A 15046-nucleotide genomic window follows, 5' to 3' on the forward strand; every position below is an offset into this window, starting at 1 on the left:
CGACGGCGGCCGCGCACCGACCGTATGTGACGCGTCACTCAGTGAACCCCGGCCGGCGGGATGCTCTTGGCCGCGGTGGAGCCGCAGAATTCCTCGATCCGCTCGTCCAACCGGCGCGCCTCGACCGAGTCGCGGAAGGCCGGGGCCGCGATGAGCCTGCGCACATCGGTCAGCCGCTCCTCGAGTTGCGCGATGCGCTTGTCCTCGTCGAGCCCGAGCACCGGTTGCAGTACCTCGGCCGCGCCGTCCAGGCTGCCGTTGATCAGGTGGGCGACCGCGCAATCGACCCTGGCCAGACCCTCCGCGCCGTAGGAGCGCTGTTCGGAGGGCCCGTTGGAATACAGCTCGATGGCCCGCTGAGTGGCGCCGAGCGCCGGCTCCGCCTGACCGAGGTGGATGTAGGTGGCCCCGGCGTAGTAATTGGCCTTGGCGTCGTTGAAGCCGAAGACGCCGCCCACTTCGTCGTGCAGCGTGTCGGTCGCGTTGATCTCGCGGGCGTCGTCGGCGGCCCGCACGCAGCGATCGGTGTCCGCGCCGCTGCCCAGCGCCGACCAGATGCGCGCCTCGATGTTGAGCAGGCGCACCTGCGCGGTCGCGGACTCGGCGAACTCCTGCCCGCTCTGAGCCAGCTGGACCGCCCGGCGGGGGCGCTGCGACCAATACTCGATAAGCGCGTGCATGCCGCGCGTCCACGCGCGAAGGCCGTTGTGCCCACACAGTTCCGCGTAGGCCCAGGCGGCCCTGACCTGCTCGCCCGCCGCGTCGTAGTAGCCGAGATCGGTGCTGGCGTTGGCGAGCAGGCCCGAGAGCGTGCCCGCCAGCAGATACAGATGACCGGTGTCGGCGGGCCGCTGATGGCCTTCCAGCAACCGATACACCCGGCGGCGCACCCGCACCATTTCCACCATCATCGGCACCGGCGGAATGCGCACGTAATCGTTCGCGATGCGCACGACATCCGCGTCGAGCTGGTCCAAAGTGCTCGCACCGACATTGGTGCTCTCGGCTTTGCCGGCGTGCTCGCTGGCCTCGTGGGCAGCCGCCATGATCAGATCCCTCTCCGAAATCGCTGCTAACGCAACACCTCTCATCGCACCGGCGTCTATGAGAGCCAAAAGGTCGGCGTCGCTCGAATAATCAACGCGCGCCGAGGCGCCGGCGCGCTCATCGAATCCCGGCGGGACGGCTCGATCGCGCGAGGGCTGATCGAGCAAGGCCGCGAACCGGGCCCGCACCACATCGTCGGACCTGGCCAGTGAGGTATCCAGAGCAGCCTGGTTGATCGGTCGAGGATGAACCCGGACGCCTCCGGCTTCCCACTTCGACACCAAGCGTTCGTGCACACCCAGATGGGCGGCGAATTCCCTGATGCTCATCCGCTTGGCATCGCGGAGGGCGCGGGCCTCTTTGCCTGACCAATGCCTGACCACGGTGCCATCCCTTCCGAACGAACCCCTTCCAGAGTACGAGCGGTTTGTGAGCAGGGCCACAGGTGAAATGCGGCCTGCATCAAAGGCAGCGGAAGGGCAGCGGAAAGCGGGCAGGCGGGCGATACCGAATCACGCGGCGAGCCGGGACCATTGAGTCGGAAGGCAAGGAGTTCGCCGTGAATGTCGAGAAACTCAGGACCGTGGACGATTGGGTGGCGTTCTATCGACACGAGTTCGGACTGCCGGTCACCGAGCGTGGCGGTTTCGCCATGCTGCCGATCACCGGCCGCGTTTGCGTCGTCCACCTGCCTACCGCGCGTGCCGAAAAGGTGCGCGCCGCACTGGAACAGCAGGGAACGAGGGGTCCCATGTTGGCCAGGCAGATCCGATGGAGTTTCCTCGCCGAGCCCGACAGCCGACCGGGACCACAGGTGCTCGAGGTGCTCAATCGGTTGGATATCGGCCTGCCCGCCGTCGGCAGCGCCGTGATGTTGCCGACCGGTCTCGGTCGCTGGACCCGGGAAGGGTGCTTCTGGGTCAGCCCGCCGAGCCGCGGTGACACGCTTCCTCCGCTGTCCGTCATCCTCACTACGGCGCTCGCGGTGGGAGCGGGCGGCGGGGACTGATCACCTCCGCGGTCAGATCCCCGCTGCCGTCCGCCGGGTCCGCTTCTCCCCACAGTCGACGAAGCGGACCCGGCGGCGTCAGCGTGATTCGGCGGCGTCGATCGCGGCGGCCGGAATCGGGAAGTTGAGGTAGGACCGCGACGGAGTCGGCCCGCGCTGGCCCTGATACTTCGAGCCCGCCACTGCGCTGCCGTATGGATGCTCGGCCGGACTGGTCAATCGGAGCAGGCACAACTGGCCGATCTTCATGCCCGGCCACAGCGTGATCGGCAGATTGGCCACGTTGGACAACTCCAGCGTGATGTGCCCGCTGAAGCCGGGATCGATGAAACCCGCCGTCGAATGGGTGAGCAGACCCAACCGTCCCAGACTGGACTTGCCCTCCAGACGTCCGGCCAGGTCGTCCGGCAGGGTGCACACTTCGAGGGTGGAGCCGAGCACGAACTCGCCGGGATGCAGGACGAACGGCTCGCCTTCGGCCGGCTCGACCAGGCTGGTGAGTTCGTCCTGCTGCTGCGCGGGATCGATGTGGGTATAGCGAGTGTTGTTGAACACCCGGAACATCCGGTCCAAGCGCACGTCGATGCTCGACGGCTGGATGAGGTTCGCCAGCAGCGGCTCGACGCCGAGACGCCCAGCGGCGATCTCCGCGCGGATGTCACGATCGGAAAGCAGCACGCGACGAGCGTAGCGCCTGCTCGCCGGGGCTCCTCAGGCGCACAGTGATATGAAGAGAGCGATATCCTCGCATTCATTCGGGCGGCGCCGCCCGTAATCGAAGGGATGAACCATGACCGAGGGCTCGCTGTTCGACCTCACCGGCCACGTCGCCGTCATCACCGGAGGCAACTCCGGCATCGGCCTGGGATTCGCCCGTGGGCTCGCGAAAGCCGGCGCCGATGTGTGCGTCGTCGGCCGCAACGCCGAACGCAACGCGGCCGCCGCCGCCGAATTGCGCGAGTTCGGCGGACGAGTACTGGCCCTGAGCTGCGACGTCAGCGAGGAGCAGCAGGTGATCGACACCGTGGGCCGCGCCGCCGCCGAACTCGGCCGTATCGACTCCTGCTTCGTGAACGCCGGTGTCAGTCAGGGTTTCATCCCGTTCGTGGAAACCGATCTCGCGGAATTCCGCCGGGTCACCTCGCTCAACCTCGACGCCGCGTTCGTGACGCTGCGCGAAGCGGCAAAGATTTTGCTCGCCCAGGGCGAGGGCGGCAGTCTGGTCGCCACCGCGAGCCTCGCCGCTCGGCAGGGCGTTCCGCGCGGGCAGTCCTACGCGGCCAGCAAGGCGGGGCTGATCGCCATGGTCAACTCGATCGCGGTGGAGTTGGCCAAGCACGGCATCCGCGCGAACTCGGTGCTGCCCGGCTGGGTCGAGACGCCGATGACCGAGGGCGCGTTCGCCTGGGACCGTTTCCGCGAACGCGTCCACCCGAGGATCCCGGTGCGCCGCTGGGGCCTGCCGAGCGATTTCGAATCCGTCGCCGTCTACCTCGCCGGCCCCGCCAGCGCCTACCACACCGGCGACACTCTCCTGATCGACGGCGGCTACAGCAAGTTCTGAGTGTCGTCGCCCGCCGCTCCCGTCCCAGCTGGGAACGGCAGGGTTACCTCCCGGCGTCGAAGGTGGCAACGTGGAATGGTGACTTCCCCTCGCATTCGCAACGCTCTGGGGGTGCTCACCGCATTGCTGGTGGTGTGCGCCGCAGCTCTCACCGCAGGAGTGGTCGGGGATCGCGGCCCCGGCGGAGTCGATCGCGGCATCGCCGACTGGGCCGTCGGGCACCGGATCGAGGCGTTGACCCCGATAGCAGTGGTGATCAGCGTCTTGGGCGGAACGCTCGCCATGACCGCCCTGGCCACCGCGACCTGTCTGGCGCTGACCTGGCGGCGACGCTGGACATCGGCCGCCCTCGTCGCGATCACCGGGCTCGGCGGGGGGTTACTCGTTCGCGGCGGCAAGCGCCTGACCGACCGCGATCGCCCGCCCGTCGAGGACCACCTGATCAGCGTCTCCAACCAGGCATATCCATCCGGGCACAGCATGGGCTCGTTCGTCGTGGTCGGCATAGTCCTCGTAGTCGCGCTGCCCAGCGTGCACGGCCCCGCCCTCCGCGCCTGCACCGCCATCACCGCCGCACTGTTCGTCCTCGCGGTCGGCCTGTCCCGTATCTACCTCGGCGTCCACTGGACCACGGACGTCCTCGGCGGCTGGTGCTTCGGCGCACTCTGGCTCATCCTCTGCCTGACGGTGTACCGATACTCGGTGCGCGCCGACCGAGGGGCGCCCCCCTCGCACGACGACTTTTCCAGCACGGGACCCGGCAAAGCCGAAGCTCCGTCCACCCCTCGAGCGAAATAGACCGCATCACACGCGGTTCAGCGCTCGCGGAGTCGGCTGGTTCCCGGCGACATCCCATCGATGAGGAGGCGCGCCGTTGGCCGACACTGGGAAGCATCACCCCAGGTCAACAGCTTCTAGCTGGACTTTTCCCACCCCACGCGCCGCTTCTGCTACAGTCTCGATTGGCACGTCTGCCGCTGCCGATGTAGTTCAATGGTAGAACTTCTGCTTCCCAAGCAGACAGCGCGGGTTCGATTCCCGTCATCGGCTCCACCACAAACCCACCCTTTGTCGTCGAGTGGCACATGGCTGCGGTGAATCGCGAGTGGACCCTCCCTCATGTGCCACTCAACGCGGTGCCAGGCGGTAGAGGGACGTCACCTCCGCGGTTCGAGCGGTATGCAGCGGTGAGGCGGAGTCGTGGGCTCGGCGGTGGGTGGGGCGGGTGTCGAGCTGGGCGATTACGTAGAGGTTGGCGGCCGCGATGTCGGCGAGTAGCTCGTCGCGGGTGCGCAGGCCGAGGTGTTGGGGGAGGTCGGAGAGAATCAGCCAGCCTTCGCCGCCTGGGTTCAGGTGGGCGGGGAGGCCGGAGAGAAAGGCGTGCAGCATGGACGAGTTCTCGTCGTAGACGCCGCTTTCCAGCGCGGAGGTCGGTACGCCGGGGAGCCAGGGTGGATTGCACACCACGAGGTCGGCCTTACCATCCGGAAAGAGAGCTGGGCCTTGCACGGCGACGGAGGACAGGCCCAGTCGGTCGAGATTGGCGCGAGCGCAGGTCAGCGCACGAAGGCTGTTGTCAGTGGCGGTGATGCGACCGCATCCGCGACGAGCGAGGATCGCCGCGAGCACACCGGTACCCGTGCCGAGATCGAAAGCGATCTCCGCACGCTCGGGTAGCGGCGCGGACGCGACGAGATCGGCGTACTCGCCGCGCACCGGAGAGAACACGCCGTAGTGCGGATGGATGCGGGCGCCGAGGGCGGACACGTACACGCCCTTCTCCCGCCACTGCGCCGCACCCAGCACGCCGAGCAACTCGGTGAGCGCCACCACGGTGCGTCCGCGTGGCGCGCCATACGCCTCGACGCACGCACGCCGCACGTCGGGAGCGCGACGCAACGCCAGCGAGTAGTCGTCTTCCAGCAACACGAGCATTTTGCCGAGTACCTGCGCGCGCCGACGACGCGACGCGCGATACCGCCGGAACGCTTCAGCCGGATCGTCACCCAGCGAAACCTTCCGCTCGATCCGCCGACCCATCGCTCGCAACAGCTGCCGCGCATTGTGGAAATCCCCGCGCCACAGCAGGCCGGTACCCGCTCGCGCCAACCGACATGCCGCGTCAGCGGTCGTCCAGTCGTTCACCACCACGATGGAATCGACTGGGGGCGCGCCGTTCTCGGAATGCCAGCGGGCGCTCGTGAAGATGTTGTCGTCGGTCCAGGAAACGGTGGACACCGCGTACTCCTCGTGATCGAACGTGCAAGGGCACGAAGAGCACTTCGACGCGGAGTCGCGAAAGACCCGTGCGGCTACCGCACCGGATCGACCTAGATTTCTTCTACACCCGCGCCGAAGTGCGCGAGAAGTCACCGAGAACCATGCCGAGCGTCATGACCGGGACCTTTCCGTGGGAGACGCACGAGTCTCCCACAGCGGCGACTGCCGCAGCAAAGTCCGCGTCATCAGTCGAGCAACCGGACTGCCGTGCGAATCGCCGCTTCGAAGCTACCGCGATTGCGCGGATGGTTGATGCCGGGTGGAGAAGGCGACGCGCCGTGCGCCAAGTGGATATCCGCACCCGTCAACGACATTCTTTGCCACGCGTGCTGCGCCGGACGGCCGAGCAGGACGACCACGCGCAGCCGCGGGAGAAGTCCGAGCATTCGGCGCGTGTACGGCTCGGCTCTACTGAGTTCGGAACGAGAGGGTGAGTCGCCCTCGATCGGAAACGGGCAGGCGTTCCACGCGGTGCAGCGCCGACGGTCGAGACCGTATTCGGCGCAGGTGCGGAAGAAATTCTCCGCACCCACATCGTCGTTATCCCAGCTCAGAAACCTTTTACCAGTGATAGCCGGATTCGCGTCGCCCTCCGGCGCTTTGAGCACGAACAACACCTCGGCCGCGACGCCGCCGAACAGTGGGTCTATGCAGGGCAGATTCGCGAAACCGGTGTCCGCCTCGATGCGGCTGATCAACTGATTGAGCTCGCGGACATGCGGCATCTCGAGTGCGGCGGCCCGTTCACGCCGAACCCTGCGCTGAGCCAGAGCTCTCGGCTGATCGGGTACGTCCATGGGCCACCTCGAGGACCGACGACAGCGCTACGAGGGTCAACCTTACGCGCTGTCGATCCGGTCGTCGGGCGGATCGCACCCACGGCTCAAGCCGCCCCGTTCGCCGGTTCGGCGCGCAACCGGCGGAACTTGCTGCCGTGGAAGACCAGCGGGTCGACGTCGGTGCGGGTGGCGATGCGGTGGATGCGCAGGATGACGACGGCGTGGTCGCCTGCGGGGACGTGAGCCTCTTGGACGCCCTCGATCCAGGCGGACGCGCCGTCGATGAACACGGCGTCACCGGAACCGCGGTGGAGGTGGATGTCGCGGAAGCGGTCGCCGTCGCGGGCGCCGAGCGAGCGGGCGGCGGCCTGCTGGTCGGTGCCGAGCAGGCTGAGGCCGAGGTGGCTCGCGGCGGCGAGCTTGGGCCAGGTGGCCGAGGAGTTCTGCACGCAGAACGAGACCAGCGGCGGATCCAGCGAGACGGGCACGAAGGTGCTCACCGCGAGACCGTGTGGGACGCCGTCGATCTCGGCGCATACCGCGACGACACCGCTGGGGAAATTGGCGAACGCGCGACGCAGACCGGCTCCGTCGGCGGGGAATTCGAACAGGTCATGCATGATTCGCAGCCTTCGAGCTGTGGGCCAGTGCCTGGGCGACCGAACGCCACCGACCACTGTACCGGTCGATGACGCCGTCCTCGGCGAATGTGCGATCGGAAAGGTAGAGCCCGGGCAACGCGGCGGTGGCCCCGATTTCGACGAGCACGGGCTTGAGCAGCAGGTCGGGGGCGAGAGCGTGGGCCGGTCCGGCGCCCAGCATCACCGGGACCGCGAGCACGCCTTCCAAACCGGTTCCGCCTTCGAACTGTTCGAGGAACAGCTTGAGCAATCCCGTGTAGGTCGCCTTGAAGGTGGGGCTGGCGAAGACTACGAGCTCCGAGCCTGCGACGGTGCGCACCGCTTCGGTCACGGCCGAGTCACCCCAGCTGAGCAGGCCGGCACCGAACTCGACCAAGTCGATCACGGTGGGTTCCACCTCCGGCCGCAGCCCTTCGGCGACCAAGGTGGCCGCGGCGAGGGTGCGGGAGGCGGGTTTCGGATTGCCGACGACGACAGTGACTGTCATTTCGTCTCCTTTCAGATCACACCGTGCAGCGGCGGCGCGGCGTCGTGCAGCAGGGCACGGCCGATGTGCTGGTATTTCCAGCGCACCGGATCGTGCAGGGTGTGCGTGCGCGCGTTGCGCCAGAAGTGGTGCAGGTTGAGATCCGCCGCGGCGCTGCGTGTTCCGGACACCTCGAACAGCGCGGCGGACACGTCGTTGGCCGCGCGGTCGGCGAGCACTTTGGCGGTCGCGACGGCCAGCGACGACTGGGCGATGTTCGCAGCGCTCGGATCGATCCTGATGGCCGCGTCCAACGCCCATCCGGCCGAGGAGAGGGTCGCCTCCGCGGCGGTCACCGCGACGGACAATTCTCCGAACCGCTGGATCAACAGCGGGTCGTCCACCGCGTTCGCCACTCCCGCCTCGAACCACGGACGGCTATTCGTGCGCACGAATTCCGTCGCCGCGGTGAGGGCGCCCCGGGCGATGCCGGTGTCGATGGCGGCGTGCAGCAGCTGCGCGAACGCGCCGTATCCGGTGGGCGCCCGCACCGCTCCGGAGCGAGGGATCACCTGGTCGCGATCGACGAGCACCTCGTCGAAGGACACCGTTCCGCTGCCGGTGGTGCGCTGCCCGATCCCGTTCCAGTCGTCCACGACGCGCACACCTGGAGTGTTCGCGGGCAGGTAGACGATGTACTCACCGGGCTCGAGCCCGCCGCGCCCATCCGGATCCTCCAGGCGGGTCAGCACCGCGAAAAGGTCGGCGAACAGGGAGCCGGTGCAGTAGTACTTCACGCCGTCCACCCGGAATCGGTCACCGACCGGTCGCAATGTGGTGGCGATGTCGGCGACGGTCGCGCCGCCGCGCTCGGACTGCGCGTTGGCGATGCGCCCGCCGTCGAGCACCCGCCGGAAGTACCGCTCTTTCTGCTGCGGCGTACCCGCGAGCCGGAGCAGGTTCACATACACGAAGTGGCTGTGCGGGATCTGCGCGATATTCGGATCGGCCGTGGCGAGAATTCGCGTCACTTCCGCGACCGCGCTCGGCGGCAGGTCCGCGCCACCGTGTGCGGCGGGCACGGTGATCGCGAGCAGACCGCTGGCCGCCAGCCGATCGACTTCGGTGTACGGCAGCACACGATCCCGGTCGCGCTGCGCGGCCCCCGACGCGAAGTCGGCCGCGAGCCGCTGCGCGACCGCGAACGCCTGGGCCGCCGACAGGATGCGATCGGCGGCGACCGCGGTCATCAGTTCACCGCCGCGACGGGCCGCTGCGCGGCTTCCAGCTCGCGCACCAGCGGGAGCACTTTCGCGCCGAAGTACTCGATCTCCTCCTGGAAGTGCAGGAAGCCGCCGAGGATCAGGTCGACGCCGAGCTGCTTGTAGGCGACGATCCGCTCGGCCACCTGCTCCGGCGTGCCGATCAGCCGGGTGCGGAAACCGTCGTTGTACTGCACCAGGTCTTCGAAGGTGGAGTCGGCCCACATGCCCTTGCGGTCCTGGGTGGACGCGCCCGCCTGCTGCACCGCGTCGCGGAACCCCTCCACCGCGGGCTTGTTCGCTTTGTCGATGATCTCGCGCAGGGTGTCCCGAGCTTCCTGCTCGGTGTCGCGGGCGATGATGAAGCCGTTGAGCCCGAACTTCACCTCGCGGTCGTGGGCGCGGGCGACGGCGCGCAGGTCGTCGAGTTGTTCGGTGACGCCGTCGAAGTCCTTGCCGTTGGAGAAGTACCAGTCGGCGAAGCGGCCGCCGTTGCGCCGCGCGGCGGTGGAGTTGCCGCCCTGGAAGAGTTCGGGATTCGGGCGCTCGGGGGTGTTCAGCGGCTTCGGCTTCAACGTGAAGTCCCGGATGCGGTAGAAATCGCCGCCGTAGTTGACGTTGTCCTCGGTCCAGATCTTGCGGATCACCTCGAGGAATTCCGCGCTGCGGCGGTAGCGCTCGTCGTGCTCGAGCCACGGCTCGCCGAGCGCGGTGAACTCGCCGGCGAACCAGCCGGAGACGACGTTGATGGCGAACCGGCCGTTCGACAGGTGGTCGGCGGTGGCGCCGAACTTCGCCAGCACCGCGGGGTGCCACAGCCCGGGATGCACCGCCGCGATGACCTTCAGCCGTTCGGTCGCGCCGAGCAGTGCGAGGCTGAACGAGGTCGATTCGTGCTGGTACTCCGCGCCGTAGGAGGCGGTGTAGCGCACCTGGGACAGCGCGTAGTCGAAGCCGTTGTTCTCCGCGGTCTGCGCCAGCTTCTTGTTGTACTCGAAATCCCAGCTGGTGCGCTGTTCGATATCACTGGTGACCAGTCCCCCGCTGACATTGGGCACCCAGTAGGCGAATCGGATCTGCTCGGCGATCTGCTCCGTGGTCATAGCTGCTCCATGGTTTCCGGGGGTAGCCGTCGGATCGGAGGCCGGACGCCACGTGTGCGTCCGGCGCTCCTTCCACTCCAGCACCGGCCCCCGATCGGGACGAGGTTTTGAATCTGTGCGATTCGGATCAGGCGTCGGCGAGCACCGGCGAGTAGTTCGACCTGGCGAACCGGCCCGCGGGCGCGAAACGGCCCAGCAGCGTGGCGGCGTCCGCGCCGGTGACCCGCGTGATGAACTCGTCGACCGCCTCCGGCGAATCGATCGGCAGGAACGGCTGCGGGCGATGCAGCAGCCCGACCAGCGCCGAGGCGAACGCCGGGTCGACGGCCGCCGCGGCGAAGAACGCGTTGCCGACCTCCGCCAGCTCGGGATCGCTGAGGAACAGCCTGGTCACCTTGTTGGCGGCGTCGGCGCGCGCGGCCAGGAACGCGCCGTACTGCCGTGCGATCCACGCCTCGTCGAACGGTCCTTCGTGCACCGCGGCCGCCGCGACCAACCGCTGCGCCTGGATCAGGCCGCTCTGCGCGCCCTGTCCGGCGATCGGGTCGTAGGCGATGGCGGTATCGCCCAGTGCCGCGACCACGTGCCCGCCCGCGGTGCGACCGACACCGGACCGCACGACCGGGCGCACCGCGCCCTTCAGCCACGAGTGCGGGTCCTCGGGAATGGTTTTGGTGGCCAGCACCTCCGGCAGGTCCCAATCGATGTAGTCGCGGTAGAGATCCTGCACGATCCGGTGCGCCGACTCGGCGGACTCCGCGGCGGCGAAGCGCTTCTCCCAATCGCTGCCGGGCCGCGCCCAGCCGAGGAAGGCCCAGCTCGGCCCCGCGTCCTTGTGCAGGTACGGGCCCCACCACCCTTCACCCTGGTCGGCGAGGATGGAGAAACCGCTGTGCGCGCCGCCCGCGACGCTGCGATGGGCGAAGACGTTCTCGTCGTGGCCGAGTCCGGTGACGACGACGGTGAGCAGCGAGCGCTGCGGCGCGTCGTAGGGGGTGCGCTGCGCGTCGACGGGGAACAGATCCGACAGTCCGCCGCGACCGGTCGCGACCAACGTGAGGTCGTTGGCGGCGGCGATGCCGTCGAGCGTCTCCGGCGTCACCGGCTCGACCACGAACCGGCCGCCGCGCTCCAGGAACGCGGTGAGCCGCTCGTCGGCTTTGAGCCGGGTGTCCACCGCGACGCCGACGTATCCGTCGAAATGACCGTCGAATTGGATCAATTCGGGGCGCTCGGGCCCGGGTCCGGCGATGCGCACGCTCAAACCGGTGTGCCGTGGCGCCCGCGCGGTGTAGCTGTCCAGTCCGAGCGCGGCCTCGGCCTGCTGGGTCTCACCGAATTCGAGCGCGGTGCCGGTGGCGGGCACGTCGTCGCGCAAGGCGCGCTGATCGCGCTCGCTGTAGAGGGTGACGTCGAAACCGGCGTCGAGAAGTCCTAGCGCCGCAGTGACGCCGGTCTGTCCGGCACCGATAACCGCGGCCGAACGAGTGGAACGGGAAACGGATTGCTGCGAAGTCATGCAGGGATGATGCGACGGTCACACGGTGGTCGCAGAGTGTTGCGATCACCGAGAATCAATGGGCAGACAGCGAATTCCCAGCGCGTACCATTCGGCCCATGTCGTTTGTCGTCGCCGACCTGACCGGAGACCGCACCGAGCAGTACCGCCGGCTCGCCGCTCAGGCCGAAGCGCTGGTCGCGGGTGAGACCGACCGCATCGCCAATGCCGCCAATCTCGCCGCCTTGGTATTCCACGCGTTACCCGATGTGAATTGGGTGGGTTTCTATTTCTACGACGGGCGCGAACTCGTGGTCGGGCCGTTCCAGGGCAAACCCGCGTGTGTGCGCATCGCGCTGGAAAAAGGCGTCTGCGGCGCTGCGGCGCGGACCAGGGAGACCCAGCTCGTGCCCGACGTGCACGCATTCGAAGGCCACATCGCGTGCGACGCCGACACACGGTCGGAAATAGTCGTCCCATTGATCAGCAACGATGCGCTGATCGGAGTATTGGACCTCGACAGTTCGCAGACCGGGCGCTTCGACGAAACCGATCGCGCGGGACTGGAAGTGATAGCCGAGATATTCCTCGCCGCAGGCTGATTCGCCGACCGGAGAAACGAGACGGCGCCGGGCCACGAGGGTTCCGGCGCCGTCCGAGCACGTTACGAATTCGCCTCCACCGTCGCCCCCGGGCGCGCAACCGAATCCGGCAAGGCCGTCGATCCCGGACCGCCCAACCGGTACCTGGCTCCGCGGTGGTCGGCGGGCAACCGGTCGCCCGCGCCGAACAGCGCGTTGCGCAGGGTGCCCGACGGGTACTGCTCCGCGTACGCACCTCGGGCGGTCAACACCGGAACCACGTGCCGAACAATGTCTTCGAACGATCCCGGCGTGATCGCGTAGGCCAGGTTGAAGCCGTCCAGATCGGTTTCGGCGGCCCACTCCTGAAGCAGGTCGGCGACCGTCTCCCCGGATCCGGCGAACACCGGCCCCATGCCGCCGATCCCGGCCCATTTGCCGATATCGCGGACGGTCCATTCGCGGCCGTCGTCGTCGAATTCCTGGAACGCGGCCACCGCCGACTGGATCGCATTGCTTTCGACCTGGCCGATCGGGTCGTCGAGGTCGTAGCGGGACAGGTCGATGCCCATCCAGCCGGACATGAAGACCAAGCCGCCCTCGACGCTCGCGTAGGAGAGGTAATCCTCGTGCTTGCGCCGCGCCGCTTCGTCGGTCTCGTCCGTGACGATCGTCGCGAGCGCGTAGACGCGCGCCGCGTCACGGCTGCGGCCCGCCGCCTCCAGCGCATCCCGGATGCGGGCAACCGTTTGTGCGAGCACTCGTTTCGACGGACCGGCGATGAAGATGGCTTCGGCGTTCTCCGCGGCGAACCGCACCCCGCGCGGTGAAGCCCCCGCCTGGTAGATCACCGGCGTCCGTTGCGGTGACGGCTCGGAGAGGTGGACGCCCGGCACGGTGTAGTGCGCGCCGCGATGACCGATGTGGTGCACCTTGGCCGGATCCACGTAGACGCCCGCGGCCGCGTCGCGGACCACCGCGTCGTCCTCCCACGAGCCTTCCCACAACTTGTAGAGCACCTCGAGGTACTCGTCGGCCTGGTTGTAGCGCTCGTCGTGGTCGAGCTGGTCGGCCGCGCCGAAATTGCGTGCCGCCGAGGGCAGATATCCGGTCACCACGTTCCAGCCCAGCCTGCCGTTGGTGAGATGGTCGAGCGTCGAAAGCCGCCGCGCGAACGGGTACGGGTGCTCGAATCCGGTGCCGGTGGTGATGCCGAACCCGAGATGCTCGGTCACCGCCGCCATGGCGGAGACCAGCAGCAGCGGGTCGGCGACCGGGATCTGCGCGCCTTGACGCAGCGCGGCGACGTCGTCGCCGCCGTAGACGTCGTAGGTGCCGAGGACGTCGGCGATGAAGATGCCGTCGAAGCGGCCGCGTTCCGGCAGCTTCGCCAGCTCGGTCCAGTAGCCGAGTTCCTTGTAGCGGTGCGACTGGTCGTCAGGATGCCGCCACAGCCCCGGGGACTGATGGGCGACGCAGTTCATGTCGAAAGCGTTGAACCGGATCCGGCGGGTCACCGCGCGGCTCCGGCGGTCGGTGTGCGTTCGCCCGCGCTCCAGGCGAACGGCAGAGAGGCGCCGTTGAGCAGGTGGTCACCGATCGCGCGCGCCTTCTGGATCGCCGGGTTGTGCACCGAGATGGTGCGGGCGTTGCGCCAGTGCCGATCCAACCGCAGCTGTTCGGACACCACCGAAGCCCCGCCCACCTCGAACAGCAGCGACGTCGCGGGCAGCACCAGATCGATGACGGCGAGCTGCGCCCGAGCCGCCGCGAGTTCGGCGGCGACCAGGGCACTCTCGTCCTTCGCCCCGCCCGCCAGCACACCGTCGAGCACGTCGGCGACGGCGAGCACACTGGCTTCGGCGGCGAACGCGGCCGCCGACAGACGCCCGATCACCTGCTGGACCAGCGGATCGTGGCGCGGCAGATCGGCGGCGGAGTGCGTGTAGCCGCGCGTGCGCGCCGCGACCCACTCGCGGATGTCGCGTTCGGCGCGCTTGGCGATACCCGCGAGCACCGAGAGCTGGACCAGTTGCAGGTAGGAGGTCGCGTAGGTGGGGCCGGGCGCACCATAACCGGGGCCGAGAATGCGATCCTCGGTCACTACCACGTCGGTGAATTCCGTGGTGCCGCTGGCCGTCAGCCGCTGTCCGAAGCCGTTCCAGTCGTCGTGCTGACGCACGCCCTCGGCGTTCGCGTCCACCAGCACCCCCACCCGCTCGCCGTTCCGGTCGGCGGCGGCCAGGATGTAGTCCGCGTACAGCGATCCTGTGCTGTAGTACTTCACACCGTTGAGCAGCCAACGACCGCCGTCGTCGGTCAACGTGGTGCGGTAGCGGTCCACCGCGCCGACGCCCGGCTCGGTTATCGCGTTGCCCACCAGCGTCCCTTCGGCCACCGCGCGCAACCAGCGCTCCCGCTCCGGCCCCTGCTCGGCCAGCAGTTGGTCCTCGACGAACGAGAAGTGCACCCGCAGCGCCTGCGGCAGGTTCGATTCGGCGGCGGCGAGTTCGATGAGCAGCCGGAACAGCTGCCGGACGGTGACGCCGTAGCCGCCGAACTCGACCGGAACGCGCAGCGCGCCGAACTTCGCCGCGCGCAGCTCGCCGACTTCGTCGTAGGGCAGGGAGCGATCGATTTCCCGCGCCACGGCGCCCTGGGCGATCCGGTCGAAGATCGGGCCGAAGATCGCATCCAGTTCGGAATCGGTAGTGGATTGGGCCTCGGTGGTCGTCATCAGCCCACGATCGCGCACCCCGCTCGGTCGCTCACGGGTTGCACGCAGCGCGATCGAAATCCTGTCCATCGACGGCGAG

The 15046-nt window shown here is 68.2% G+C and carries 15 protein-coding genes and 1 tRNA gene; 5 read left to right on the top strand and 11 right to left on the bottom strand.

Annotation, left to right across the window (positions count from 1 at the left end; translation table 11 throughout):
• Positions 1-38: 38 nt before the first annotated feature.
• Positions 39-1376 carry an NsdA family TPR-like regulatory protein gene (locus tag NNI01S_RS01010; RefSeq protein WP_084488347.1) on the bottom strand — a complete coding sequence of 446 codons (1338 nt, stop codon included), beginning with the start codon at positions 1374-1376 and terminating at the stop codon, positions 39-41.
• Positions 1377-1606: 230 nt separating this feature from the next.
• On the opposite strand from NNI01S_RS01010, the gene NNI01S_RS01015 reads away from it, so the two are divergent.
• Positions 1607-2056 carry a hypothetical protein gene (locus tag NNI01S_RS01015; RefSeq protein WP_063016495.1) on the top strand — a complete coding sequence of 150 codons (450 nt, stop codon included), beginning with the start codon at positions 1607-1609 and terminating at the stop codon, positions 2054-2056.
• A gap of 78 nt (positions 2057-2134) precedes the next feature.
• On the opposite strand, the gene dcd is transcribed toward NNI01S_RS01015, so the two are convergent.
• Positions 2135-2734, bottom strand: a complete 600-nt coding sequence (dcd, locus tag NNI01S_RS01020) for a dCTP deaminase (protein WP_063016498.1) — start codon at positions 2732-2734, stop codon at positions 2135-2137.
• A 112-nt stretch (positions 2735-2846) separates the two neighbouring features.
• Between dcd and NNI01S_RS01025 the strand changes: the two genes are divergently transcribed.
• The 3 genes from NNI01S_RS01025 to NNI01S_RS01035 all read left to right on the top strand — a co-directional run bounded on the left by NNI01S_RS01025 (position 2847) and on the right by NNI01S_RS01035 (position 4673).
• The gene (locus NNI01S_RS01025; protein WP_063016500.1) at positions 2847-3620 is read left to right on the top strand and encodes an SDR family NAD(P)-dependent oxidoreductase; all 774 of its coding nucleotides are present in this window, start codon (positions 2847-2849) and stop codon (positions 3618-3620) included.
• 75 nt (positions 3621-3695) lie between these two features.
• Positions 3696-4418: a phosphatase PAP2 family protein gene (locus tag NNI01S_RS01030; RefSeq protein ID WP_063016502.1), complete on the top strand. Its 723-nt coding sequence runs from the start codon at positions 3696-3698 to the stop codon at positions 4416-4418.
• A gap of 181 nt (positions 4419-4599) precedes the next feature.
• Positions 4600-4673, top strand: a tRNA-Gly gene (locus NNI01S_RS01035).
• A gap of 75 nt (positions 4674-4748) precedes the next feature.
• On the opposite strand, the gene NNI01S_RS01040 is transcribed toward NNI01S_RS01035, so the two are convergent.
• From NNI01S_RS01040 to NNI01S_RS01070, 7 genes are all read right to left on the bottom strand, one after another.
• Positions 4749-5858, bottom strand: a complete 1110-nt coding sequence (locus tag NNI01S_RS01040) for a methyltransferase (RefSeq protein WP_063016503.1) — start codon at positions 5856-5858, stop codon at positions 4749-4751.
• A gap of 227 nt (positions 5859-6085) precedes the next feature.
• The gene (locus tag NNI01S_RS01045) at positions 6086-6697 is read right to left on the bottom strand and encodes a uracil-DNA glycosylase (protein ID WP_084488348.1); all 612 of its coding nucleotides are present in this window, start codon (positions 6695-6697) and stop codon (positions 6086-6088) included.
• Positions 6698-6783: 86 nt separating this feature from the next.
• On the bottom strand, positions 6784-7299 hold the full coding sequence (locus tag NNI01S_RS01050) for a flavin reductase family protein (RefSeq protein ID WP_063016507.1): 516 nt from the start codon (positions 7297-7299) through the stop codon (positions 6784-6786).
• Complete coding sequence (locus NNI01S_RS01055; RefSeq protein ID WP_063016509.1) at positions 7292-7807, bottom strand: NADPH-dependent FMN reductase; 516 nt, start codon at positions 7805-7807, stop codon at positions 7292-7294. The genes NNI01S_RS01050 and NNI01S_RS01055 overlap by 8 nt, the downstream gene beginning before the upstream one ends.
• An 11-nt stretch (positions 7808-7818) precedes the next feature.
• Positions 7819-9036 carry an SfnB family sulfur acquisition oxidoreductase gene (locus tag NNI01S_RS01060; protein ID WP_063016512.1) on the bottom strand — a complete coding sequence of 406 codons (1218 nt, stop codon included), beginning with the start codon at positions 9034-9036 and terminating at the stop codon, positions 7819-7821.
• Positions 9036-10151: a dimethylsulfone monooxygenase SfnG gene (gene sfnG / locus NNI01S_RS01065; protein ID WP_063016514.1), complete on the bottom strand. Its 1116-nt coding sequence runs from the start codon at positions 10149-10151 to the stop codon at positions 9036-9038. Before sfnG ends, NNI01S_RS01060 begins: the two co-directional genes overlap by 1 nt.
• Before the next feature lie 127 nt (positions 10152-10278).
• The gene (locus NNI01S_RS01070) at positions 10279-11670 is read right to left on the bottom strand and encodes a styrene monooxygenase/indole monooxygenase family protein (protein ID WP_063016516.1); all 1392 of its coding nucleotides are present in this window, start codon (positions 11668-11670) and stop codon (positions 10279-10281) included.
• A gap of 98 nt (positions 11671-11768) precedes the next feature.
• Here NNI01S_RS01070 and msrC point away from each other — a divergent pair, with 98 nt between their 5' ends.
• A complete protein-coding gene (msrC, locus tag NNI01S_RS01075; RefSeq protein ID WP_063016518.1) occupies positions 11769-12251 on the top strand; it encodes a free L-methionine (R)-S-oxide reductase MsrC in 483 nt (160 codons plus the stop codon).
• A gap of 62 nt (positions 12252-12313) precedes the next feature.
• Here msrC and NNI01S_RS01080 read toward each other — a convergent pair whose 3' ends face one another.
• Together NNI01S_RS01080 and NNI01S_RS01085 are read right to left on the bottom strand one after the other, a co-directional pair.
• Positions 12314-13747 carry an LLM class flavin-dependent oxidoreductase gene (locus NNI01S_RS01080; protein ID WP_063016520.1) on the bottom strand — a complete coding sequence of 478 codons (1434 nt, stop codon included), beginning with the start codon at positions 13745-13747 and terminating at the stop codon, positions 12314-12316.
• On the bottom strand, positions 13744-14967 hold the full coding sequence (locus NNI01S_RS01085) for an acyl-CoA dehydrogenase family protein (RefSeq protein ID WP_063016815.1): 1224 nt from the start codon (positions 14965-14967) through the stop codon (positions 13744-13746). Before NNI01S_RS01085 ends, NNI01S_RS01080 begins: the two co-directional genes overlap by 4 nt.
• Positions 14968-15046 lie beyond the last annotated feature (79 nt).

The sequence above is a fragment of the Nocardia niwae NBRC 108934 = DSM 45340 genome (genome assembly GCF_001613465.1).
Lineage (GTDB): Bacteria > Actinomycetota > Actinomycetes > Mycobacteriales > Mycobacteriaceae > Nocardia > Nocardia niwae.